Here is a 22306-nt window from a genome sequence, read left to right on the forward strand (position 1 = left end):
GCCTCCCGCCTGGCGGATACGGTGTAAAGAACGCGTCAGGAGCTGGCGCGCGGTGTGCCGGGAAGTCTGGTCGGCGTCCTGGGGGCAGTGTGCCCTCCCGTCGCTGACACACCCGGAGGCCCCTGCCATGGCCGGTACCCGCTCGTGTTCCCCTTTCCTCGGATTGCTGCCGCTTCCCGAACGGCAGACGATCACCTGGGCTTTGCGTACGGAGACCGTCGGCGGCCTGGTTCTCCTCGGCGCCGCGGTCCTCGCGCTGATCTGGGCGAACAGCCCGTGGAGCGCGGCTTACGCGTCCGTACGCGACTTCCACTTCGGGATACCGGCCCTGGGCCTGGACCTTTCGGTGGGCCACTGGACGGCGGACGGGCTGCTGGCCCTGTTCTTCCTCGTCGCGGGGATCGAGCTGAAACGCGAGCTGGTCGTCGGGCAGCTGCGCACCCCGGCCACCGCAGCGTTGCCCGTCGTCGCCGCACTGTGCGGGATGGCGGTGCCCGCCGCTCTCTACCTGGCCACCGTCACCGGGGGCGGCGGCAGCAGTGCGGGCTGGGCGGTGCCGATGGCCACCGACATCGCCTTCGCGCTCGCGGTCCTCGCGGTGCTGTCCACGCACCTGCCGGCTGCGCTGCGCGCCTTCCTCCTGACTCTGGCGGTGGTCGATGACCTGGGCGCGATCCTGATCATCGCGGTGTTCTTCACCTCCGACCTGAACCTGTGGGCACTCGCGGGAGCCTTCGCGGGTCTGGTGCTCTTCTATCTGCTCCAGCGGCTGCGCGTACGCGGCTGGTGGTGGTACGTGCCCCTCGGGCTGGCGATCTGGGCGCTGATGTACAACGGCGGCGTCCACGCCACCGTCGCCGGCGTCGCCATGGGTCTGATCCTGCGCACGACCCGCGACCAGCGTGAGAGTGCTTCCCCCGCCGCCCGGGTCGCGCACCTGATCCACCCGTTCTCCGCCGGCGTCGCGGTGCCGCTGTTCGCGCTCTTCGCCGCCGGGGTGAGCATTTCCGGCCCGGCCCTGGGCGCGGTGTTCACCAGCCCCGAGCCCCTCGGCGTGGTGATCGGCCTGGTGGTCGGCAAGACGCTCGGCATCTTCGCCGGGACCTACCTGGCCGCCCGCTTCACCCGCGCCCAGCTCAACCCCGACCTGGCCTGGGCCGATGTCCTGGGCCTGTCGGTGCTGGCCGGGATCGGCTTCACCGTCGCCCTCCTGATCGGCGAACTCGCCTTCCCCGGCGGCCAGAGCGGCGAGCACGTCAAGGCCGCCGTCCTGGTCGCCTCGCTGATCGCCGCCGTCCTCGCCGCGGTCCTGCTGCGGCGGCGCAACACCGTCTACCGGCGCTTGTACGAGGCGGAGAACCTCGACGCCGACCATGACGGAATCCCCGACATCTACCAGCACGACACCCCGGCGGCCACCGGAAGCGGCACCGCTCGCGCGGAAGGGAAGGCCACCCGATGACCGGCGGCGACACCTCACTGCTGACTCCCTTGATCATCATCGCCGCCCTGGTCATCCGCACCGCGCTCACCGAGCTCCGGCACCCGGGCAGCGCCCGACGCCTGTGGGCCTTCGCCACCAGCCCGAAGGCGATGGCGGCCGGCGCGAGCGTCGCCGCTGCCACGGTCCTGATCGCCGCCACCCACTACGGCTGGGTCGTGGCGGCCTGGGCCCTGCTCATCGGGGGACTCACCGCATACCTCACCGCCCGCGACACACCGGCCGCACCGAGCAAGGAGGAGCCTGTGTCCGAGCGGCAGATCGGAAGGGTGCTGGCCGCGATGGGCGCGCCGCTCACCCTGGCCGGGGCGGCGATGTATTTCCTGCCCGGCCCCGGCTTTCCTGTACTCATCATCGGCCTCTCCCTGCTCCTCACCGGCCTCGCCATGGCCGCAGCCGGCCACCGATAGCCGCCGTCCGGCCCCCATCCCGACACCGACAGGAAACCGAAGACGATGATCTGGCAGTGGACCGGCCTGGCGGTCTTCTCCCTCACCCTGCTGCCCACCGGACTGGCGATGGCAGCCGGCTGGGCCCCGGCCCGCCTCCGCGCCCGGCTCGCGCCGGTGCGCGCCCACGGCCGGGCCCGCTGGCCCTGCACGCCGTAGCGCCTCTGAACGCGATCCCGCGCCTGTCCGGGGCCTCCCCGCAGATGAGCCTGGCTCTGACCGCCGCCGGGGGCATCGTTGCGGTGGCGGGATGCCTGACCGCGACCTGGCAGTTGGCCGTCTTGCCCAACGCGCCGCAGTACTGCCGGGCCACCCCCACCGATGCCGTCCCGCACTTGGGAAACGACACATCGTCTACCACCCACACCTCAGGCCGGACAGCTTCCGTCAGCCGCTCGGCGATCCGCCGCCGCACCGGCAAGGGATCCCACGGCGACTGATTCACGAACTGCTGCAGGGCCTGCATGTTCCCGTCCGGCAACCGCTCGGCCATCGGCTGGATCGACTTACGCCGCCCGTCCAGCATCAAACCCCGCAGATAACACCCGCCCCACCGGCGCTGATCCCGCCGCGAAAACGAAGCGAACACATCGGCAACGAACTCCGCCAACTCACCCCGGAGCCGTTCCACCTCCCCCAGCCGCCTACCCGGAACATGCCCACAACCAGGCGAGATCACCCGACGTAACGAAGCACTACTAGGACGTTTATCGAAAGTATTTTCTAGGAGATCGTCAGGCTGCCCGGCTACGGTGCGGGCATGGTGAATTTCGTGCTGGTTGCAGGTGCACGGCTCGGGGCGTGGGCGTGGGGCGAGGTGGTGCCGTATCTGCGCGCGGCTGGCCACGGCGTCTATCCGTTGACGCTGTCCGGTCTTGCTGACAAGCAAGGGGTACCGGCGGGGCAAGCGACTCACGTCCAGGACATCGTTGCCGAGGTGGAACGCCAGGGTCTGCGTGACGTAGTCCTGGTGGGTCACAGCTACTCGGGCATCCCAGTAGGTCAGGCCGCGGAGCGGATAGGTGACCGACTGGCCCGCGTAGTATTCGTCGACTCAAGTGTTCCAACTGACGGCGAGTCGTTTGTCTCCGCCTGGCCGGACGGCGGGGCGGCAGTGGAGGCATCGATCGCCGAGAACGGAGGGTTTTGGCCGCTCGCGCCAGCTGCTCATTACGACGGAGAGGGTCTCACCGATGAGCAGATCGCACGCCTCGTGCGTGGCTCGACGCCTCACCCAGGTGCCACGCTGACCGAGCCCGCTGTGCTGGCGGGGCCGCTCGGTGAACTTCCGGCGACATACATCCTGTGCGTGATGCCGGGGGCCGAGCCTGACGACGCCGAGCCCGACGAAGATGTAGCTGAGCTGCTGAACAGCAAGCGCTGGCGGCTGGTCAAGATGGACACCGGCCATTGGCCGATGTTCTCCCAGCCGCGCGAGCTGGCGCAGATTCTCCTCAACGCTGCCGTGGAGTGAGAGCACCGCCGACGGCTTCACCTCGAACCTGACGGTCTACTTCCCCGTCACCTGCCCGGACGAGGTCCTGGACCACCACCTGCGGCACTACGCCGTCGAATTCCGCAACGGGATCGTCGCCGCCGCGGCCGCCCGCGCCTGACACTCCTGTCGGACGCCGGGACCGCCCCGGCGTCCGGAACCCGGGAAGCAGTCGGACCGCCCCACCTGGAACCGCCGCCGGATCCGGCCCGGCGGAAACGTACGGCCCGACTCCCCCCGGCACGGTGGACAACGAGCGAGCAGAGCCCTCTCGCATCCTTGGAAATGAGTCATCGGCGCGGAGCCCGCCGCCCTCCTGCGGTGCTCGCTCCCGTCGACCAAGACCGCCGGCCCTCCCGCGCGACCTACTGCGCCAGAGTCGTGACGCCCTTCGACCCCCCGCCGCCGTTGCCCGGGCCCCGGCGCCAGGGTGGCCTTCGCGGGGCCCTTACGGGCCCGTAGGCGGCAACGTGTCGTCTACGAGCAGGTGAGTGGGGCTTGCCGCAGTCAGTACGGCGGGTTGGACGCCCAGGGGGAGGCGGCCTGCGCGCACCACGTGGCCGACCGGATCCGGGCCGACATCCCGAAAGCCCCTACAGCCAGGGCCTTCAACGCCTTTGTGAGCCGGTGGGACTCGCGGGGCGGCCGGTTTGCGGATTCTCGGTTCGTGGGGATGGGTCGGTGGGACTGAATTCTGGTCAGGTTGGGACGGGGCGGTTGGCTAGCGGGGAGGGATGGCTCATGTTGGATGCTTTCGCGCTGCCTGTCTGTTGTGCCGTGTGTGGTGCTACCGGTCAGGAGGGCGAGATCCGTTCGGTGTGGATCGTGCAGGGGCGGTATGTCGGTGACCTGGCACACCGATGACTGTCCTCACCTGGCGGCGGACCGGGTCATCGCCCACCGCGAGTGAGCCCCAGTTTCCCCCGGCATGGGTGACCCGCACGGTGCGGGATCGTTTCAGCGGACGTGAATGACAGATTCCGGTTCATTGGTGCCGTGCCAGGCTCGACTCCCGACAGCCCTTCCCGCCCCGGGCCGCCCACACCCCTCCACCCTGTCGTGGCTTTGCACCGGGAGACCGCGTGAGCGAACGCCCCTTCTACTGGTGCCGTTCCTGCCACCAGCCCCTCTACGCCACCGCCTCGACGACCGCCGTGGCCGACTGGGACTGGGAGGTCGACCACCAGCAGCAGCCCGGCACCTGCGGCAACCAACACCTGATGCCCCTGACCGGCACGTCCCCAACCCCCGAACACCTGCACAACGCCTCACGCGTCCTGCGCCTCTTCGGCTCCTGACTGGCCTCACAGCGCTGCGGGGGGACTTCTGCGCGAGGCCTTGAGAGGTGACGGATGGGTTACGGCCCGCGACGGTTTCCCGTGGCGGGTCGTTGGGCTGGTCATGGACCAGAGAACCGTTTCAGCACCACGGTGTTCCACGGGGCCGGGTGACGGGTTGGTGTCGGATTCGCCGATCTACGACGCTGTAGAACGGCAATGGCTTCAGGAAGGCCGGGAGGTTCCCGCTCCGCCAGGATCCGGCGGGCAGGCAACAGGCCGGCACCGGTCCTTCGCTCCCGACCTATTCCTCCGCGGCTGACCGGGCCCCTGCTCCGTTGGCCGCGACGAGCCCGGGACCGCTATCGCTGGCACGCGTGTAGGTGCGGTCGCCGCCGTTCTCGCCGCCACCCTTCCGCGCTCACCGCCGCGCCTGCGTCCGGCGCGGCTCGCACCGAGCTAGCGCGTGGCTCGTTGATGGGTTCGTCAGTTGATCGGATATGTCCGTCCGGTGAGTGATCACAGATGCGATGTGGGACCGGGTCGAGCCGCTGATGCAGGCCGATCCGGTCGGCGGAAGGCGATGGGCCGAAACGCGGGCCTGCCTCCACGGTCGGCCAATGGTTGATTCTTCGCAGATCGGGCAGTCGCCACGATGTGAGACGCCCAGCCGCCGGTCGTTCTCCGGCCGGTTTCATGATCGCCGGGTATGGTGTTGCACCCGGGCCGACGCGGCGGGCCCAACGGTCGATAGGGGGCACGGTGCGGACGGCGCGGACGTTGGCGACGCTGGACGAGGTCGCGCTCGGTGACCACGTCTGCTGGCTCACGGATCCTCCCGGCACACTCCTCTCGGACACGCAGGCGTACCTGGCCGACGGAGCCCTTCACGGGGACAAGGTCGTGGTGATCGGATCTTTGGGCGGCGCTGCGGACCCCCGCGATTGGGCGCCCGCGTCCTCGGTAGTGCTCGATGCCCCAGGCTCCGCGGCTGCGGAGTCCGTGGTGACCGCGGCGCGCCGGGAAGTCCGTACCGCCGTCCGTCAGGGATTCCGCTCGGTGCGGGTCCTCACCGAGCGTACGCCCGCGACGGCGCCCGGGGGAGTCGAGGAGCTGCTGGACTGGGAGCTGAAGCTCGACGAGTTCGCGGCGGAGAGCGGCGCCATCGTCGTGTGCGCGTTCCGGCCGATGCTGTGGGAGCCGCTGGCCCTGGAACGGGTGGCGTGCGTGCATCCGCACGAGGTGGGCAGACGGGCGGTGCGTCCGGCCTTTCGGATATTCAGCACGGGCACGAACGAGTGGAGCGTGGACGGCGTGATCGACTCGGAGGGCGCGGACGCGTTCAACGCCGCCGTCAGGGCCGCGCTCGTGCACACACCGGCCATGACGCTCCGGTTCGATGCCCTGTCGCTGATCGATGCCGCCGGCATGCACGCGCTGGTGGAGGCGGGCCGCCACCTCCCGGACCGCCGGATCTTCGTGGAAGGCGCGAACGAGACGGTACGCCTGTGCTGGAACCTGGCGGGATACGGGAGCGCGGGCGTCCCCGTGGTGATGGCGCCATGACCACGACCGTGCCCCCGGCGTCGTCCGGCCCCGCCCCGGCGCCCTTCCGCCACGAGCTCTACCCCTACCGCGGCGACCAGGAATTCCTCTCCGGGACCCTCGGCTTCATCCACGAGGCCCTCGAGGGCGGTGAGGCGGTCGTGGTCGCCGTTCCCTCCGCCAAGACAGCCCTCCTGCGCGACGAGCTCGCGGGTGAGGGGGCCGTCACCTTCATCGACGCGGCAACGGCCGGACCCAACCCGGGCCGGCTCGTCGACGCCTGGGCGACCTGGCTGAAGGAGAGCGGCCCGGGGGACAGGCCTGTGCGGGGTATCGGCGAGACGGCCTGGCGACAGGCACGCAACCCTGCGCACCTCGCGGAGCTGCGTTACCACGAATGGCTGCTGAACAGGGCTTTCGCCCGCAGTTCCACCTGGTCGATGCTGTGCCCCTACGACGACGCCGACCAGGACCCGGAGGCCTTGGCCGCGATCTCCCGCTGTCACCCGCTGATCCGCCGCGACGACAAGAACGCGCCCAACCAGGACTACCTCGCGGGCGAGGACTACGCGTTCGAGACCCTGGCCGGTCCCCGCGACCTGTCCTTCGAACTCCGCTACACGCATGGCGACCTGGCCCTCATCCGCTCGAAGGTCTCCTCGAGCGCATCCGAGGCGGGAGTGGCACAGGACCGGCTGGGCCGGCTCGCGGTCGCTGTCACGGAGATCGCGACGAACAGCATCCGCCACGGCGGGGGCCACGGCACCCTGCGCACCTGGACCCAGGACGCGACGTTCCTGTGCGAGTTCCGCGACGCCGGCTACATCTCCGACGTCATGGCCGGCCGCATCCGGCCCACCGCCGAACAGATCGGTGGCCGCGGGCTCTGGCTTGCCCACCAGCTCTGCGACCTCGTCGAGATCCGCTCCATCCGCGACCAGGGCACCATCGTCCGCCTCCACATGGACGCGGAGCAGTAGCTGGCACACCGCCCGATGTACTCTCCGCCGCACGTCGGCTGAACGGGCCTCTGCTCCGTTGGCCAGGCGCGACGGCGGTCAGGTGGTGAGGCTGGGCGATCAGGTCCTGCACGAGAGCGGCGAGTCGTTGTCGGGTTGGAGCTCGTGGAGGAGGGCTTCGGCTTCGTCGATCTGGCGCTGGTAGTCGGTTTCCCGCTCGTCGTGCAGTTGTTGTTCGTACCCATCGTGCTCGGGCTCGGCGAGCCAGGGCCGAGCGGCTTCGTCGCGCAGGCGCCGTTCCTCGGCGAACTCGGCGCCTGCGCACCCGTAGGGGACGGGGAGGGGCGGGCCCTCGAGAATCCGCTGGTGGCCAGCCAGGAGTGCGGCGGTGGCCTGGTCGCCGGCTTCGCAGGCGGCGGCGAAAGCGGCGAGCTGTGCGGTGGTGGGCATCTGCTGGCCGTCCAGGATGCGGTGGAGGGTGCTGGGGGAGAAGTCCGGGCCCGGCCCGGCCGGCGAGGGCGCGCAGGCTGGGCTGGGGCGCGCCTGCGCGCAGCCGCTTCGTGGCGCGGACGAGTCCGGCCTGGGTGGTGAACAGTCCGGGAGTGTAGGGGACCGGGCGGCGCGGCGGCGCGTTGACGGCTCGGTCGGCGGAGGTCCACAGCCGGCGGGCGGTCTGTTTGTCGGCGCCGGCGCCGGCGCCGTGGGCGAAGGCAAGGACGGTGCGCAGGGTGGGGAGGCGGCCGTCGAGTGTCTGGCGCAGGGTTCAGGCGCTGGCGGCGTACTCGTTGCGGCTGGCGCTGGCCCGGTCGGCGAGGTACTGGAACGTGGCTCGCTGCCCGTCGGCCTTCGCCGCCACCGCGGCAGCCGCCTTCGTCCCGCGCAGCCAGCCGCGCAGGGTGACGAGTCCGGCTGGCTCCTCACCCGGGCCAGTGCGGGGTGTGCGGTTCACGGGCGGCCGCCGGCGAGCGAGTGGAGGGCGCAGAGCAGGCGGCCGGCGCGACGGGGCAGGAGCAGGAGGGCGGTGGCCGCGGCGAGGGTGGTCAGCAGTGCAGGGATCGGGCGCTCGAGGACGCCTCTCGGGGGTCGGCGTGTAGTCAGGAGTCGGCTGGTAGGGCATGCGGATCGGCGTCACTCCGAGGATGAAGGAGCGTGTGGTGTGGTGCCTCCGAAAGATCGGAGGCACCACACGTCCTCGACGGTGGTTGGCAGGCAAGCTGAGGAGCTGCAGCCTGCAGGCGAACCCGCCGCTCAAACGGGGCCGTCTGCCAGTGGGACACCCGGCGTCGCATCGCTACGCCCTATCACGGCGAGCAGTACGCGATGGCCTGACCGTCGTTGGGGGTGCCCCGAGGATCATTGGAGGGATGGTGGATCAGGACTTGCCAGGTGTCGTTGGGCGTATTGGTGGTGATCCGGTTGGAGACAATAGGGACAAGCCCCTCACCCAAACCGTGACCGCCGGAGACCGCTGTCTGTCCGGGCGGACAGACAGCGAAGCTGGAACGACTCTGACCCAGAGGCACCGTGACGATTTCTCCGAATACTGGAGTGGTGTTGACGGTGCCTGCAGGCCCTGTTGGGCCGGTGGCGCCTGTCGCGCCGGGGGTACCGGGCTCGCCTTGGGGGCCAGTGGGGCCGGCCGGGCCTGTCGGGCCTACGGAACCCTCTCCACCCGGACCCGTGGCGCCGGTTGCGCCTGTGGCTCCCGTGGACCCGGTTGCGCCCGTTGCTCCGGTCGCACCCGTCGCGCCTGTGGCACCCGTCGCGCCCGTGGGGCCGGTCGGGCCCGTGGCGCCGGTCGCACCTGGCTTGCCCTTGTCGCACTCGTCGCCGTGGGGCCCGTCGATCCAGGCGTCCGATCCCCACGAATCGTTGTGGTGTGGCTTGTTGTGGTCGTCGCAGTGGTCACTGGGAGGGTTTGCTGCGCTGACGCTCTGGGCGGCGTGGATGTTCTGGCCTACGGCGAACGTGGGGGTCGTGACTCCCATCAGCACCAGGGCCAGCGAGGCGAGGGTTCCGCCGGTCAGCCAGCTGCTGCGCCGGGGTAGGGGGCCGAGTCTGGAGCCGGTGCTGTGTTCGGGACTCATGGATGCCGCTCCTTCTCGATCCGGATCGGACGATGGCTGGTGGGATTTTTGGACCACTTGGTCATCGTGAAGATCGCGACACAAGAGGGTGGGATGCCTCGCGGAGGCGTCAACGGATCGGACCAGTGGTACGCCACCAAATGGTGTTGACCGGGTGGCGGCCGCGGCCCGGCACCCGCCTGGCCTTGTGATAGCCGATATGGCGTGCGCGTCTGAGGCCCGGTGCCCGGTTTCCTCGGGGTCAGTACCACCGGGCCGCCCAAGCACCAGACCACGGCCAGTGATGGCCGGTCAGCGATTGGCCGCGCCCGCCCGGGCCCCGAGGAGCGCCGGGCGGAGGAGCGAGGCACCGCGGGCTCCTTACTGGATCCTCGGCCGGCTCGGCGGCGAGGCGGTCCCGACGGGCAGCCGTCGGCGGCGCAAGGGGAGTTGCAGGGTGCGGGACGGTGCCCAGGGTGCGACGGTCGAGTACTGCGCAGATTCATTGATCCGCGACAGGCTTGCTGTCCTTTGACAGCGAAGTGAGTCCGGCCGAAGCCGCCGACCTGCGCAGACCCAACTTCTCTGTCAACGCGGTCGCGTGACGCCGCCTTCGGCCCGAACCCTCTGGTTTGCGGCCGCCCGTGCCCTGGTGTGTGCCTTCGCCCCTTCGCCACGGCGACGTACGGGGCCCTGGGGCGGTAGCTCCGCGCCAAAGAAGGGCACCCAGCACGACTGGTTTCACGGCGCCGGTAGGGCACCAATCTGCTGCATCACGCCGAGGAGGTCGGGCTGGCCTCGTTCGCCGACGATCCGGCCGTCGGCGAGATAGTAGAAGTTCATGGCCTCCACCGAGATCTTGTTGCCGCTCGCCGGGATCCCGAAGAATTCACCGTCGTGGGTTCCTCGCATGGTGAACCGCGCGGCGACCGTGTCGCCTTCGGTGACCGTCTCCTCCAGCGTCCACTGGACGTCCGGGAAGCCGCTGCGCATCATCCCGAGGACTTCCATGTACCCATCAGGCCCTCGCAGTGGTTCCGGGTGGCTGGGTGCGTGGAACACCGCGTCCGGAGAAATGACCTCCCGGGCGAGATCCTCGTTGCCCGTGTTGATGAACTCGACGAAACGGTTCATCACTGACTCGGTGGACTGTGATGGCATCTTGCTGTGCCTCTCCAGAGAGGTTTGGGCGGGTACCTGCGAGCGTAACATCGAATCGATGTGCACATCGATTCGATGTCCGCGTGCGAAGATGGACTCATGCTGGAACTCGCGATACTCGGCTTCCTCGCCGAGGGACCCCTGGCTGGACACGAGCTGCGCCGCCGCATCTCACAGCTGACCGGCTATACGCGGCCGGTCAGTGACGGCAGCCTGTATCCGGCGATCAATCGCCTGACCAGGGCGGGCTTGATGGAGCGGCGCGCCGACCCGGCCGCGGGGGCGGCACGGTACGTGCTCAGCCTGACCGTGGCCGGGCGGGCCGACATGCTGCAGCGTCTGCGCCAGCCCGCCGACCACGAGATCACCGACTTCACACGGTTCTACATCGTCCTGGCATTCCTCTCGCACCTGCCCGACGCGGCCGAACAGCACGCGGTGCTGCGCAGACGGCTGAAGTTCCTGGAAGAACCGGCGAGCTTCTTCTACGACCACGAGCGGCCCCTGCGTGCCGAGGAAGTCACCGACCCCTACCGGCGGGGCATGCTGCTCACGGCCCGCGCCACCAGTCGCGCGGAGCGGACCTGGCTGCGCGAAGCCCTCGGGGAGGAACCGCCCGTATTCGACACTGCATGCACCGACAGCGATCCGTATGCCTCTCCCGCTCCCACGAGCTGAATGTCCACGGAGGTACCCCCATGCTTGCTTCCTGGTACGACGACCAGGGACCCTCCGCCGATGTCCTGCACGTCGGTGAACTCCCTGATCCCGTCCCCGGCCCCGGCGAGGTCCGCGTCCGCGTCACCGTCTCGGGCGTCAACCCCGGCGACACCAAGAAGCGGAGCGGCTGGCTCGGCTCGTCCATGCCCTACCCGCGGGTGATCCCGCACAGCGACGCCGCCGGAGTCATCGACGCCGTCGGCACCGGAGGCGACGCCCGCCGCGTCGGACAGCGGGTCTGGGTATACGGTGCCCAGTCCTACCGCCCCTTCGGCACGGCCGCTCAGTACACCGTCGTACCAGATAACCAAGCCGTACCTCTGCCCGACCACCTCGGCGACGAGCTGGGCGCGAGCCTCGGCATCCCCGGCATCACCGCCCACCGCACCGTCTTCGCCGACGGCCCGGTCGACGGCCGAATGGTCCTGGTCCACGGAGTCCTCGGCGGCGTCGGCTCACTGGCCGCCCAGCTGGCCCACTGGGCCGGCGCCTCCGTAATCGCCACCGTCCGCCGCACCGCGGACCTCCACCACGTCGACCCGGCCGTCGTCTCCCACGCCGTCGCCCTGGATACCGGCGACCCCGCAGCGGCCATCCGCTCGTACGCGCCGCGGGGCGTCGACCGGATCATCGAGGTCGCGCTGTCCGACAACGCCGATCTAGACAACGCCGTCGCCGCCAACAACGCCGTCATCGCCGCCTACGCCACCCGCACGGACCGCACCGAGATCCCCTTCTGGCCTCTGCTGTTCAACAACGTCACCCTGCGGCTGCTCGGCAGCGACGACTTCCCTGGCGGGGCCAAGGGTCAGGCCGCCCGCGACCTCACCTCCGCAGCCGCCGTCGGTGCCCTCAGGGTCGATGTCCGCGAGCGCTACGCGCTCGAGGACATCGCCAAGGCCCACGACCACGTCGACGCCGGCAGTGGCCACGGCCGCATCTTGGTCACCATCCCGTAGAAGCGATGACGTTGCTGCGCGTCGTGTGATGTGCACTGGGTGGCGTCATGGGGCTGCACTGGTGTTGGGCTGGGGCGTTGCTGTTGCGGGTGCTACGCCGCGTTTGGTTGTCTATGAGGCCGCAGATGCTGTCCTGATGTGGCGGTGCTTGGTCTGTGCTGGTCGAGCTGGTGTGTGTGGTCGTGGGGACAGCTTGATGCGGTGAGGTTGGTGTCGCTGGGATGAGTTGGCCTGGGCGTCGGGACGCGGCGTAGCAGGTGGGTAAGGTTCGCTGCGGCGTCGTGGGCGGCAGGCCGGGGAGGTTCGTGGGCACCGATTGAACGTCGCGTGAACGCCAGCACCGGATCCGCACCGATGGGGAAGGCTGCAGGCATGGACGACCACTTCGCGCACGCCCTGCTGACGCTGCGCAGGTTCATCGGCGTGCCCCTGCCCGCCACCGACTGGCGCATCCGCGCCGTGCTGCGCCCCGACCCTGACCGGATCCGGGTCCGCCTGGTCGACTCGCTGGGACGGGCGGTCACAGTGGACCTGCCCACCCGGTACGGGCGTGAGCAGGGCACCTGGTGGTACGCAGGCGCCCTGCGCCACACCGCCGCCTGGCTGAACCCGGACACGATGCCCCCGCCGGGCGAGGACGGACTCCCGTACCTCGACGTGAGCACCCTCCTTGGCGCTGTCGTATCCGAGCTGGCCGATATCACCCTGGACGATGGCATCGACTACCTGATCGCAGACCTGGCCGGCGATCCGCTGTGGCAGGGTGCCCAGCCCTCGATCGACCCCGCCCTCTACGTGCTGGCGGGCTTCGATCACCACCACCCCGACACCGTGCGCGTCTACCTCGACCACGAGGCCCGCACCATCGGCATCGACCTCTCCGTCCGCTCCGAAACCGGAGCACCCCGCACCGTCGGCTGGTGGGCTGCCACCAAACTCACCGCCCTCCTGCGCCCGGAGGACAGCGCCACCCTGGCCGCCCACCGGGTCCATGGCGCCACGGACCCCCTGTGCGAAGCCGTCTACGACCTCACCAACTGGGCCTGACAGCCGACCTCGCCAGCGACCTCGAGGCAGACCCAGCCTGTGGGCCGACGGGCGCGCAGCCAGACCCGGGAGCGCCCTGCCCTCACCGTGGTCGGGTCCGCCGGGCACACCCTGGTGCGATGCTCCGATCCGTCCTGAGGGGGCTACTGCCAGAAGACGTCTCGCTAGAGCTTGCGGGGTTACTGCCTGGCAGGAAGTCCGCTGGCAGTGATCCGTTGGGTGACCTGGCTTGCCTGCTCGGTGGCGTCGGTTGGGGAGGAGATGTAGACCGCGATGGCAACGGGGCGGCCTGCCGGTGTGCGTGTGGCTGACAGGGCCCAGGAGGCGGATGCGGAAGGGACCCATGCGTTGAACGAGTTTCCGAGTGCTGACTGGAGCTGCTCTGCGGTGCGCTCGGAGAGTGCGGGGTGCGGAGGCATGGAACTCTTCGGGTCGGTGACCACCCGGGGGTGGACGCGGAGGCCGCCGTTGGAGATGAGGGCCATCACCATCGCCATCTGCATCGGAGTGACCTTGACTTCGGACAGACCGCAGGCGGCGAGGGCGAGCTGGGTAGCGTTCTGCGGCTTGCGAGGCCAGGTGCTTTCGAAGGCGCGGACCGGTAATGCCTTCTCTGGGGCCCGCCCGACCGCCGCGCGGCCGCCTGCACCGCGCCCCCCCGCGTGTTGTCTGCCCCGCTGGTCCGGACACCACTATGTGGGTCGTCCAACCCGGACCGGGACCCGTGTGTCTGGCGCTCAGCCGCTGCGCGCCGTCCGCTGTCCCTCGCTTCCAGATGACCCGTGACGGCCTGCTGAAAGCGCTGTCCCGGGCGGGATCCCAGACTCGCAGAGCGAGGCCGGGCGGTCTGCCCGTGAGGATGTCTGTGCCCGCCTCGCAGCCGGCCAGGCAGAGCGAGGTGCTGAGTTGGTCGAACGGCTGGAATACGAGGAGATGCCCCAGCATCTGGGGCAAGATCAGGTATGCATTCTGTGTGCCGAGGGGGCAACTGATGAGGCGTCTGATGCCGCTGCTCATTGCGGTGGTGGTGCTCGGGGGGGTCGGATGCGAAAGCACGTCGGCCACGAAGGACTCCGGTGCGGCAACCGCCGCCGGGGGAAGCAAGGGTTCCCCGACCGCGAAGCCGTTGACCGCGGACGAGGCACGCCACCTGGCCGAGGAGGTCGACAAGCGTGCCGAGTACGAAGGCCAAGACCCCGAGGTGATCAAGGGGTACGCGGAAGGGCCGTGGCTGGACCAACAGCTCGCCGCCGCCGAAGCCGGCAGGAAGTACGGGACCAGCGCGCCGCCCGGGCCCACCAACTCGCCCGAGATCGCACCCGCTGTCCATGCCTGGGCGGGCGCCGGTACAGGTGCAGGCGACCGGTGGGTTCTGGCCGCGCGCGAGGTGAGCAGTCACACGGTCGGCGCCTCACAGGAATCGGCCGAGCTGCGCTGGGCCCTTTACCGCGAGGGTCAGGACGGCACGTGGCGCGCAGCCTTCAGGGCCTACGCGCCATCCGTCGGAGCACTGCCGCAGCCCGCCGTCGCATCCGACGGTCAAGCTGTCACCGGCGGTGACACCTCAAATCTGCGTACGGATCCGGCCGATATCTGCGGCCGTTACTACGACTACCGGAACGGCGAGGGTGTGGACTCCTCGGACGCGGGATGGGGAGCGGACATCACTGCGGCGCGTGCGAAGAACGCGGAGGCACGCAAGGGGCTGCCCGAGCGGCTGGGCCATCCCAAGTCCCTCACGACGAAGCAGGAGCCCACGCGCACCCCGTACGGGCCCCTGTGGCGGACCGTGGACGGGGGTGCGCTGGTGGCGTGCCTCTCGGTGAACACGGCCACCGTCGACATGGGACCCGGCCGCTACCAGACGTTCTCCTCCAGCGGATGGACCGGGACGACCGGCATTCGCTGGAACGGTTACACCCAGACCCAGCTGAACATGACGGTGCTCAAGATCCCGGCCGGACGGGGTGGGGTATCCATCGGCGCCGAGGTGTCATGGCCTTACACGTTCGACGGCACCCGCTACAACGGCAGCTGAGCCGAGTGGACGCCCGCTGTCGCGGAAGGCTCGCCGAGAAGACAGCGGGGGAGGCCAGCGCCCGGGCGGCTGCCGGCGGACTGGGCAGTGGGGCTGGAGGTCCGCTGGGGTCAGCCCCTGAAACAGCGCCTGTCCTACCGAGTCCAGGATGCTCACGGCGTTCTTTGCCGGGGCGGCTACCACCCCGCGGTGTTCGGCGGTCTCGACGGCCGAGTGCGGTCGGGGGCGAACCAGGTCGTCGAGAGCGGCCGTACGGTGTCAGCGCCCGGTAGCTCCGAGGGTCTGGTCGGCCGTGGCGAAGCTGTGCTCCGCAGGCTTCAGTACTTCGTAGAGGTAGCCGAAGTACTCCGTTTCCGCCGCTCCTGTGAGCACCGCCAGCAGGAAGGCGAGGCACCCCATGTCGTGGTGCTCCCACAGTGGGCCGCGCCCCTCGTTGTAGAGCACGGTCCACTCGTCGGGGTGCTGACCGGCCCGCGCCAGCCAGTACAGGAACGCCCCCGTGCCCTCCTCGAAGGCCCAGGGCAGGATGCGCGCCCCCGCCTCCAGCAGGCCAGCGGGCTTGTCCTCGAACTCCCACAGGTCGGCCAGGATCTCGTCCCGTTCCGTGGTCTGGGCGTGCAGGTCGCAGTCGCTGTAGGCGGAGTCGGGGACGAGCAGCCAGATCGTCTCGTCGAAGATGCCGTCGCCGTATATATCGACGAGCTGCTTGTAGTCGGGAGGCAGAGCCGTACCCAGGGCACGCTCTGCCTGCGCCCAGTCCACCGCGGGCGGCCGTTCGGCGGGCGGTGGGCAGAGGCGGACGAGGGCATCGAGGGCGATCATGAAACGGAGGCTACTGGAAACCCAATCGGTTGGAGGTCCTGGCCGTTCACCTAGGAAGACGAGCTATCACGGTGAGCGTTGAACCGGGGGCGTAGCGCCCTCTGGAGAACTGCGCGCGGTTGCCACCGGCGTCACGCGATGTGGGCGGGTACTGGTATCCGTCATCTCGTGACCCGTGAAGACAGCGCCCCCGCTCCCCAGTGGTTCAACATCGTTCTCGGCCCTGAGAACGGTCCCTACGCGTGCCCCTGCTGCGGCTGCCTCACTCTGGAGGCCCGCGGCGCTCACGAGATATGCACGGTGTGCTACTGGGAGGACGACGGCCAGGACGAGCACGATGACTATGTTGTCCGAGCAGGCCCAAACGGATTGCTCAGCCTTGTCCAGGCACAACGCAACGTCGAAGAGATGGGTGCGTGTGATCCAAGGTGGCTTGAGTACGTCCGGGCTCCGTTTCCCGAAGACCAGTAACTCGGCTGCTCAACCCGCGGGCCCGATGTAGGACTCGCCTGTGGCGAGGACGCGTCCGACCTCGTGGGCCGACTGCGAGGAGGCCCCGGGATGGTGCTCAGTCCGCCGGCGAAGTCGATGCTGGTGCAGGCCGCGGAGACGGTGGGGGGTCCGGCTGCGCTGCGAGAGCAGAAGTCGGACGGGGACCGTGTGCTCGTCTTCACCGCAGCGGGCGTGGCCGGGGCGGTTTTGGTGCAGACCGGCCGGGGGGTACTGGTCCAGGACCGTTCGGCCGGACCTGGTGGCGGCCGCCGAGCTGTTGCCGCACGGCCCGGTCCTCGATGGCGAACTCCTCGTCTGGGGCCCGGGAGCGGGCCGGGGGGTCGTTTGAGGCGTTGCAGCGCCGGGCCGCCGCCCGTGGCCGCAGCGCCCCGACTCCGGCCGCCCGGTGGCCGGCCCCTTTGTCGCGGGAGAGGGTCCTGCAACTGAACGGCCAGGAGCTGCTGTCTGCGCGAATTTCGTCGCATACCCGCCAGTAAGCGGGCGGACCGGTTGCGGATTTGATAGTTGTGGCCTGAGTCGGGGGCCCTGGTTGTGCCGTCGGTAAAAGGGGGTGAGGGCGTGCGCGAAGTCGACCGTCCGCGGGTCGTTGCCTGCCCGTACTGCAAGGCCACGGACCGAGATGGTGAGGCGAGGACGCTGTCGGCTGCCGCCGGTGTGCTGTCGGTGACCTGGCACGCCGCGCGGTGCCCGCATTTGGCTGCCGACCGGATCCTCGCTTCGGTGCCCGGCAAGTGACCTGCCTGACGAACTGGTCGCGCAGGTCGCGGCGGTCCGGCTAGGGTCGTGACGACAGTCCCGTGATTGAGTTGTCAGCCACCGAGCTCCGCGATCTCCTCGCCAGTGCCGAGCGCGACCTGATCGAGTTCCTCGCGGCAGCAACGGACTGGATTTCCGCGCACCTACCTGACCACGCCGCTCCTTTGACCGCCGCCCTTGCCCGCGTTCTCGCCCCTAGCCAGCGCGTACCCGAGCCCGAAGCACCACGCACTAGTCCGCCGGGCCGCGTCGGCTTTGCTCTACCCCGTAGGGCGGAGCCGTCAGATCTACACTGGGGTCTGCCGCACGATCGGGTGACATCTGAACTGGCTTGCCCTGTGGGGCAGGTGGGAAGGATGTCGCTGTGCCCAAGCCCTATCCGGAAGAGTTCCGCCAGGACGTCGTGCGGGTCGCGAGGAACCGCGGCCCGGGCGTGACGGTCGAGCAGGTGGCCACCGACTTCGGCGTCCACCCGATGACGTTGTGGAAATGGATGCGCCGGGCGGACATCGACGACGGCTCCAAGCCCGGAACCTCCAGCCAGGAGAGCGCGGACCTACGGGAAGCCCGTCGGCGGATCAAGCTGCTGGAACAGGAGAACGAGGTCCTGCGCCGGGCCGCGGCCTACCTGTCGCAGGCGCATCTGCCGGGAAAAGGATCTACCCGCTCGTGAAAGAGCCGGCCGTGGAGGGGGTGCCCGTCACGGTGACGTGCCGGGTGCTCAGGCTCGCCAGACAGCCCTACTACCGCTGGCTCGACAAGCCGGTGGCCGACTCCGTTCTCGAGGAGGCGTATCGCGCGAACGCGCTGTTCAGTGCCCACCGCGACGACCCGGAGTTCGGCTACCGTTTCCTGGCCGACGAAGCACGCGATGCCGGGGCCGCGATGGCGGACCGGACCGCGTGGCGGATCTGCCGGGACAACCGCTGGTGGAGTGTGTTCGGCAAAAAGCGCGGCCGGGGCAAGAAGGCCGGCCCGCCGGTGCACGACGATCTCGTGAGCCGCAACTTCACCGCGAGTGGCCCGAACCGGCTGTGGCTTGCCGACATCACCGAACATGCCACCAGCGACGGCAAGCTGTATCTCTGCGCGATCAAGGATGTCTTCAGCAACAGGATCGTGGGCTACTCCATCGACTCACGGATGAAGTCCCGCCTGGCCGTGACCGCCCTGGAAAACGCCGTGGCCCGACGTGAACATGTCGACGGCTGCATCCTGCACACCGATCGCGGCTCGCAATTCCGGTCCCGGAAATTCGTCCGGGCGCTCGACCGCCACCGGATGGCCGGGTCGATAGGAAGGGTCGGGGCAGCCGGCGACAATGCGGCCATGGAGTCCTTCTTCAGCCTGCTGCAGAAGAACGTCCTCGACCGCCGGAAGTGGGCCACCCGCGAGGAACTCCGGATCGCCATCGTGACCTGGATCGAGCGGACCTACCACCGACGCCGCCGACAAGCCGCACTCGGCCGACTGACCCCCATCGAATTCGAGACCGTCATGACCACGCCGGCCCTCCAGGCCGCGTGACTCAACCTGTCACCTGAACCTGCATCAGACCCGTTGACGGATATCGAGGCCAGGTGACATCTGTCTCGACCAGTCACATGCGGCTGAAACCCCGCTCTGGACTTCACGGCTTCTGTCAGTGGCCTCTGTCAGGATGCCCCGGTCAACATCGTGATCAGGAGAGACCATGGGCACTTGGGACGTCGGCCCCTTCGACAACGACACCGCGGCGGACTTTGGTGGTGACCTTGATGAGGTAGCTGCAGGCGAACGTGAGGGCATCGTCCGCAGTGCGCTCACACGCGTGATCGACACCGCGGCTTACCTCGAAGCACCTGAGTACGAGGTAGCCGTAGCAGCGGCCGCGCTCGTCGCGGCGCAGTGCCCCGGGGGTGAGCCTGCCGATCCAATCTATGGGCCGGAAGAGCCCCTCCCGGATCTCGCTGGCCTGCGCGATCTCGCCCTTCAGGCCCTCGACCGCATCATGACCGAACCGTCGGAACTGATGGACCTATGGGACGAGTCGGACGGCGGGCCCTGGCGCGCGAACATCCGCCGCCTGCAGAACGTGCTCCTGCCACAGTCATCGGGCGAACAGCACAGCCTGATCTGACCCACCCCGACCCGCACCCGTCCTACCCGGAAGGTCACTATGAGCTGGGACGTCCTTCTCATGCGTCTACCGGCCGACGTCACCTCTGTGCACGAGATCCCCGCTGACTACACCCCGGAGCCGCCCGGCCGGCGCGACGACGTACGCGCAGCTGTCACTCAGGCTTGCCCCGGTGCTGACCTCTGGTCGGGATCGACGAGGAGGCCGTCACATTCCGCGGAGACCCTCGCGAAGATCCAGCAGAACAGATCGCCACGGCACGGGATGTTGGCTCTCCCGACGGAGTCTCTGGCACCACCTTGCCGACCTCACTGTGGGCAAGGTTCCGGTGCGCGATCGGCACGACATCACCCACCCCGTAGTCACCATCGACGCTTGACATCGGTCATTGGGAATCAGTCACAACCGTGCACTGGATCTGTCCACTGAGCATTGGAACTGTCGAGCTGTGCATTCATGTCGGCGGTCGGACAGTGGCGCCGCAATGAGCGATCAGCCCGTCTTGCGACCACTGGGTGCACGTCCACTCCCGCGTGGACACGTGGTGTGATGTCCGCGGTTCAGGTGACGGGCACACATGACGAACGGGGGACGATGTGTCTGGCAGGCAAGAGACTCCAGGGACGATCTCCCGAACCCCACGGTTGCTGACAGGTGCGTTGGCACGCGAGACGGGCCGCGCCGGGCAGCTGTTGGCCGCCGGGCAATGGCTCCCCTCCGCGGCGGACACGTCCGCGGCGGCCAGGATCCTTGCCCGTCTCTCCGCCCCGCTCCCCACCCGCAAGGTGGGCAGTGCACGGGAGCGGGCCATGGACCGAGACCGGCGGCTCCAGCGGATCTGGCGCACCGCAGTTCATCACCTCGACGCAGGTGAGGTCAGTCCGCCAGCCGCCGCTCTCCTGGCCGCTGTCGCTCGCGCCTTCCTGCCGTGGTTCGCCGCCCCGAATCCGCCAGCCGCTGCGGCGGCTCCGCACTACCCGACTGGCCAGGGCACGGCAGACGGCTTGCCGGTCCCGCTGGCCGATGCGGGCGAAGCCCTTTTGCCCGACTTGATCGCGCTGTTCGCCGCACTGGCGGCCCCGGTTCCGTCCGGGACCAGTTCGCGGACGCCCGCGGCCGTTTCCTGGCAGGTCCAGTACGAGGGCCGGTTCCGGCACTACGAGAGGCCTGCCCACGACGTGTGGACGGCCACGACCGTCCACTGCTCCAGATGCGCGAATGCAGACGGGCCCTGGACCGTGACCTGCGACTGGCATGTGGTGACCCTGGGCTGCCCGTGCGGGCTGGTGACTGACCAGTACGGCCTCAAGTTCTCCGAAGTCATCCTCGTTCTACCGGACATGTGAGCAAACAGCCCCCCGCTCGCAGGCCGATCGAGGTGAGCCGCTTCGGGAGTAGACCCTTGCTCGGCACCGCTGTGCGGACCCCCACGCCGCCCGATCCGACGTTGGGCCCCTGACATGTGAACGCTGAAGAACTGAGCATCGAAGTTGTCTGGCCGTGCCACCTATCGTGCTCGGTCACAACCGCTGTGACTGTGACTGAGCCCTACACCTGTCGGATGAGCACCAGTTCTGTCGGGGTGTGGACTTGAGTTGGCGGGCAGCCTCGCGCTGGTAATGCCTGACCTGGATGGTTTCGGCGCAACAGCGACTTCACCTGCCTAAGGACGCCATCGGAACCAGTAGCCCGTCCCTTCCATCCGGTGGCCGTCACCGGTATGCCGAAGCTCACCCAAGAGCCGAGGCGCATCGTCCGGAGCTTGACGGTACTGCGCCAGCAGCACGTCCAATTCGTCGTAGCGCGCGTCGAGCCCGCCATGGCCCAAGTACGCAGCCCCGGCCCCTTGCCGCTCGTTCCAGTCGACGTAGATTGCCCACTGCTCGCGTTCCATCTCCATCGCGGCCGGGCTCGCGGGCCAGACGCGGTACTCGTCAGCCCGGTCGCCGAGGTATTGGCCATAGCCGTCGAAGTAGTAGGGCTTCCCGGCGATGTCAACGAGGCCGACGCGCGGTCCGTCGTACCACTCGAGCTCGGCGATCACTCCCCGAAGCCATCCTTGATCAACTGCGTTTCATGCCAGGTCTCAGCCACACGCGCAGGCTACCGACGAGCGACCTTCACATCCATTGTGAAAACTGAGCATCGAAGTTGTCTACCAGTGCCAGATAGCGTGCACGGTCACACCGGAGATCCTCGCTGGTGGGACGCTGGGGAGAGGGGTCTGCTGCGGTGACGGAGGTCTCTTGAAACCGACATGGAGCGGGCTGTCAGTTTTGGCTTGGTCACGATTCCGGTGGCACTTGTGCCGGCAACCGAGGATGACTCGATCTCCTTCCACCAGATCCACACGATGGACGGCGGCCGAGTCCGGTACAGCAAGCGGTGCGAGCTCGACGGCCAAGAGTTGAGCCAGGCGGACATCGGGCGCGCCTACGAGACCGCGACCGGCACGCTCGTGGAGGTCACCGACGCGGACCTCGACGGCATGCCGCTCCCAACGGCCAAGACGATCGACATCGTTTGCTTCGTGCCGGCTGAAGCGCGAGGGTTCGTAGATTCCTGGAGCTGTGGCGACAGGAACCCGCACTCAGACTCTCTGGTTGGCGGGATTAGGAGTGCGGGTTCCTGGTTTGCCGGCCAGGGCGTCAAGGCTGCCCGTCTGATCCGCGACGAGATCGAGTGGCGCGTCCGCTGCCTGCTCCTCGAACTCTGCCTGCCAGGCGTGACGTCTCCTCGACGGGTCGCCCCCCGGCGGCCCGGCCTAGCTGATACTGGCCGGATTGATCACGAGAGCCAGCGGTGCACTGGTGGCTCGGGTTCGGCGCGGTGGCAGCCGGACTGCTGATTGCCGTGGTGACCGCGCCGGTCGGGGCGTC

21 protein-coding genes and 3 pseudogenes are annotated in these 22306 nt (G+C 69.0%); 17 read left to right on the forward strand and 7 right to left on the reverse strand.

What is annotated here, in order from left to right; all coding sequences use genetic code 11:
- The first annotated feature begins 127 nt into the window (after positions 1-127).
- From nhaA to ABZY57_RS03980, 3 genes are read left to right on the forward strand one after another with little or no spacing between them, the layout of a single operon-like run.
- Positions 128-1462, forward strand: coding sequence for a Na+/H+ antiporter NhaA (nhaA, locus tag ABZY57_RS03970; RefSeq protein WP_356507857.1), 1335 nt, complete (start codon positions 128-130; stop codon positions 1460-1462).
- Complete coding sequence (locus ABZY57_RS03975) at positions 1459-1911, forward strand: hypothetical protein (RefSeq protein WP_356507859.1); 453 nt, start codon at positions 1459-1461, stop codon at positions 1909-1911. The genes nhaA and ABZY57_RS03975 overlap by 4 nt, the downstream gene beginning before the upstream one ends.
- A gap of 45 nt (positions 1912-1956) precedes the next feature.
- On the forward strand, positions 1957-2109 hold the full coding sequence (locus ABZY57_RS03980; RefSeq protein WP_356508093.1) for a hypothetical protein: 153 nt from the start codon (positions 1957-1959) through the stop codon (positions 2107-2109).
- A gap of 97 nt (positions 2110-2206) precedes the next feature.
- Here ABZY57_RS03980 and ABZY57_RS03985 read toward each other — a convergent pair.
- Positions 2207-2590: pseudogene (locus tag ABZY57_RS03985) on the reverse strand (transposase); the annotation flags it as partial.
- Between the two features lie 120 nt (positions 2591-2710).
- Here ABZY57_RS03985 and ABZY57_RS03990 point away from each other — a divergent pair.
- From ABZY57_RS03990 to ABZY57_RS04005, 4 genes are all read left to right on the forward strand, one after another.
- A complete protein-coding gene (locus ABZY57_RS03990; protein WP_331913751.1) occupies positions 2711-3424 on the forward strand; it encodes an alpha/beta hydrolase in 714 nt (237 codons plus the stop codon).
- Positions 3425-4527: 1103 nt separating this feature from the next.
- The gene (locus tag ABZY57_RS03995) at positions 4528-4743 is read left to right on the forward strand and encodes a hypothetical protein (RefSeq protein WP_356507861.1); all 216 of its coding nucleotides are present in this window, start codon (positions 4528-4530) and stop codon (positions 4741-4743) included.
- 759 nt (positions 4744-5502) lie between these two features.
- Positions 5503-6288, forward strand: coding sequence for an MEDS domain-containing protein (locus ABZY57_RS04000; RefSeq protein WP_356507863.1), 786 nt, complete (start codon positions 5503-5505; stop codon positions 6286-6288).
- Positions 6285-7247, forward strand: coding sequence for a sensor histidine kinase (locus tag ABZY57_RS04005; RefSeq protein WP_356507865.1), 963 nt, complete (start codon positions 6285-6287; stop codon positions 7245-7247). The genes ABZY57_RS04000 and ABZY57_RS04005 overlap by 4 nt, the downstream gene beginning before the upstream one ends.
- Before the next feature lie 99 nt (positions 7248-7346).
- On the opposite strand, the gene ABZY57_RS04010 is transcribed toward ABZY57_RS04005, so the two are convergent.
- The 3 genes from ABZY57_RS04010 to ABZY57_RS04020 all read right to left on the reverse strand — a co-directional run bounded on the left by ABZY57_RS04010 (position 7347) and on the right by ABZY57_RS04020 (position 10426).
- A complete protein-coding gene (locus ABZY57_RS04010) occupies positions 7347-7676 on the reverse strand; it encodes a hypothetical protein (protein ID WP_356507867.1) in 330 nt (109 codons plus the stop codon).
- Between the two features lie 313 nt (positions 7677-7989).
- Positions 7990-8175: a hypothetical protein gene (locus ABZY57_RS04015; RefSeq protein WP_356507869.1), complete on the reverse strand. Its 186-nt coding sequence runs from the start codon at positions 8173-8175 to the stop codon at positions 7990-7992.
- Between the two features lie 1858 nt (positions 8176-10033).
- Complete coding sequence (locus tag ABZY57_RS04020; protein ID WP_356507871.1) at positions 10034-10426, reverse strand: ester cyclase; 393 nt, start codon at positions 10424-10426, stop codon at positions 10034-10036.
- 126 nt (positions 10427-10552) lie between these two features.
- Here ABZY57_RS04020 and ABZY57_RS04025 point away from each other — a divergent pair, with 126 nt between their 5' ends.
- The 3 genes from ABZY57_RS04025 (at position 10553) to ABZY57_RS04035 (ending at position 13179) form a co-directional block, all read left to right on the forward strand.
- Complete coding sequence (locus ABZY57_RS04025; RefSeq protein WP_356507873.1) at positions 10553-11131, forward strand: PadR family transcriptional regulator; 579 nt, start codon at positions 10553-10555, stop codon at positions 11129-11131.
- Positions 11132-11151: 20 nt separating this feature from the next.
- Entirely contained in the window at positions 11152-12132 is a 981-nt protein-coding gene (locus ABZY57_RS04030; RefSeq protein WP_356507875.1) for an NADPH:quinone reductase, read from the forward strand.
- A 354-nt stretch (positions 12133-12486) separates the two neighbouring features.
- The gene (locus ABZY57_RS04035; RefSeq protein WP_356507877.1) at positions 12487-13179 is read left to right on the forward strand and encodes a hypothetical protein; all 693 of its coding nucleotides are present in this window, start codon (positions 12487-12489) and stop codon (positions 13177-13179) included.
- Positions 13180-13358: 179 nt separating this feature from the next.
- On the opposite strand, the pseudogene ABZY57_RS04040 reads toward ABZY57_RS04035, so the two are convergent.
- Positions 13359-13718 (reverse strand): annotated as a pseudogene (locus ABZY57_RS04040) (penicillin-binding transpeptidase domain-containing protein); the annotation flags it as partial.
- A gap of 464 nt (positions 13719-14182) precedes the next feature.
- Between ABZY57_RS04040 and ABZY57_RS04045 the strand changes: the two are divergent.
- Positions 14183-15217: a hypothetical protein gene (locus ABZY57_RS04045; RefSeq protein ID WP_356507879.1), complete on the forward strand. Its 1035-nt coding sequence runs from the start codon at positions 14183-14185 to the stop codon at positions 15215-15217.
- Between the two features lie 258 nt (positions 15218-15475).
- On the opposite strand, the gene ABZY57_RS04050 is transcribed toward ABZY57_RS04045, so the two are convergent.
- Complete coding sequence (locus ABZY57_RS04050; RefSeq protein ID WP_356507881.1) at positions 15476-16039, reverse strand: hypothetical protein; 564 nt, start codon at positions 16037-16039, stop codon at positions 15476-15478.
- Between the two features lie 138 nt (positions 16040-16177).
- Here ABZY57_RS04050 and ABZY57_RS04055 point away from each other — a divergent pair, with 138 nt between their 5' ends.
- From ABZY57_RS04055 to ABZY57_RS04075, 5 genes are all read left to right on the forward strand, one after another.
- Positions 16178-16510, forward strand: coding sequence for a CPCC family cysteine-rich protein (locus ABZY57_RS04055; protein WP_356507883.1), 333 nt, complete (start codon positions 16178-16180; stop codon positions 16508-16510).
- A 600-nt stretch (positions 16511-17110) separates the two neighbouring features.
- Positions 17111-17287, forward strand: a complete 177-nt coding sequence (locus tag ABZY57_RS04060; RefSeq protein ID WP_356507885.1) for a hypothetical protein — start codon at positions 17111-17113, stop codon at positions 17285-17287.
- A gap of 385 nt (positions 17288-17672) precedes the next feature.
- A protein-coding gene (locus ABZY57_RS04065) for an IS3 family transposase (RefSeq protein ID WP_356507887.1) occupies positions 17673-18835 on the forward strand; the annotation gives its coding sequence in 2 pieces (ribosomal slippage) (positions 17673-17957 and positions 17960-18835; 1161 coding nt in all).
- A 166-nt stretch (positions 18836-19001) separates the two neighbouring features.
- Positions 19002-19427 carry a DUF4259 domain-containing protein gene (locus ABZY57_RS04070; protein WP_356507889.1) on the forward strand — a complete coding sequence of 142 codons (426 nt, stop codon included), beginning with the start codon at positions 19002-19004 and terminating at the stop codon, positions 19425-19427.
- 809 nt (positions 19428-20236) lie between these two features.
- Positions 20237-20773: a hypothetical protein gene (locus ABZY57_RS04075; protein ID WP_356507891.1), complete on the forward strand. Its 537-nt coding sequence runs from the start codon at positions 20237-20239 to the stop codon at positions 20771-20773.
- Between the two features lie 317 nt (positions 20774-21090).
- On the opposite strand, the gene ABZY57_RS04080 is transcribed toward ABZY57_RS04075, so the two are convergent.
- Complete coding sequence (locus ABZY57_RS04080; protein ID WP_356507893.1) at positions 21091-21471, reverse strand: hypothetical protein; 381 nt, start codon at positions 21469-21471, stop codon at positions 21091-21093.
- Positions 21472-21684: 213 nt separating this feature from the next.
- Here ABZY57_RS04080 and ABZY57_RS04085 point away from each other — a divergent pair.
- Positions 21685-21966 (forward strand): annotated as a pseudogene (locus tag ABZY57_RS04085) (Ku protein); the annotation flags it as partial.
- Positions 21967-22306 lie beyond the last annotated feature (340 nt).

The organism is Streptomyces sp. NPDC006450 (assembly GCF_040612195.1).
GTDB lineage: Bacteria > Actinomycetota > Actinomycetes > Streptomycetales > Streptomycetaceae > Streptomyces.

Excerpts from the sequence above, each read along its gene's own strand:
- nhaA (WP_356507857.1), top strand. The coding sequence starts at position 128 with ATGGCCGGTACCCGCTCGTGTTCCCCTTTCCTCGGATTGCTGCCGCTT.
- ABZY57_RS04005 (WP_356507865.1), top strand. The coding sequence starts at position 6,285 with ATGACCACGACCGTGCCCCCGGCGTCGTCCGGCCCCGCCCCGGCGCCC.
- ABZY57_RS03975 (WP_356507859.1), top strand. The coding sequence starts at position 1,459 with ATGACCGGCGGCGACACCTCACTGCTGACTCCCTTGATCATCATCGCC.
- ABZY57_RS04075 (WP_356507891.1), top strand. The coding sequence starts at position 20,237 with ATGGACCGAGACCGGCGGCTCCAGCGGATCTGGCGCACCGCAGTTCAT.
- ABZY57_RS04010 (WP_356507867.1), bottom strand. The coding sequence starts at position 7,676 with ATGCCCACCACCGCACAGCTCGCCGCTTTCGCCGCCGCCTGCGAAGCC.
- ABZY57_RS03980 (WP_356508093.1), top strand. The coding sequence starts at position 1,957 with ATGATCTGGCAGTGGACCGGCCTGGCGGTCTTCTCCCTCACCCTGCTG.
- ABZY57_RS04050 (WP_356507881.1), bottom strand. The coding sequence starts at position 16,039 with ATGATCGCCCTCGATGCCCTCGTCCGCCTCTGCCCACCGCCCGCCGAA.
- ABZY57_RS04055 (WP_356507883.1), top strand. The coding sequence starts at position 16,178 with ATGTGGGCGGGTACTGGTATCCGTCATCTCGTGACCCGTGAAGACAGC.
- ABZY57_RS03990 (WP_331913751.1), top strand. The coding sequence starts at position 2,711 with ATGGTGAATTTCGTGCTGGTTGCAGGTGCACGGCTCGGGGCGTGGGCG.
- ABZY57_RS04025 (WP_356507873.1), top strand. The coding sequence starts at position 10,553 with ATGCTGGAACTCGCGATACTCGGCTTCCTCGCCGAGGGACCCCTGGCT.
- ABZY57_RS04020 (WP_356507871.1), bottom strand. The coding sequence starts at position 10,426 with ATGAACCGTTTCGTCGAGTTCATCAACACGGGCAACGAGGATCTCGCC.
- ABZY57_RS04070 (WP_356507889.1), top strand. The coding sequence starts at position 19,002 with ATGGGCACTTGGGACGTCGGCCCCTTCGACAACGACACCGCGGCGGAC.
- ABZY57_RS04030 (WP_356507875.1), top strand. The coding sequence starts at position 11,152 with ATGCTTGCTTCCTGGTACGACGACCAGGGACCCTCCGCCGATGTCCTG.
- ABZY57_RS04035 (WP_356507877.1), top strand. The coding sequence starts at position 12,487 with ATGGGGAAGGCTGCAGGCATGGACGACCACTTCGCGCACGCCCTGCTG.
- ABZY57_RS04045 (WP_356507879.1), top strand. The coding sequence starts at position 14,183 with ATGCCGCTGCTCATTGCGGTGGTGGTGCTCGGGGGGGTCGGATGCGAA.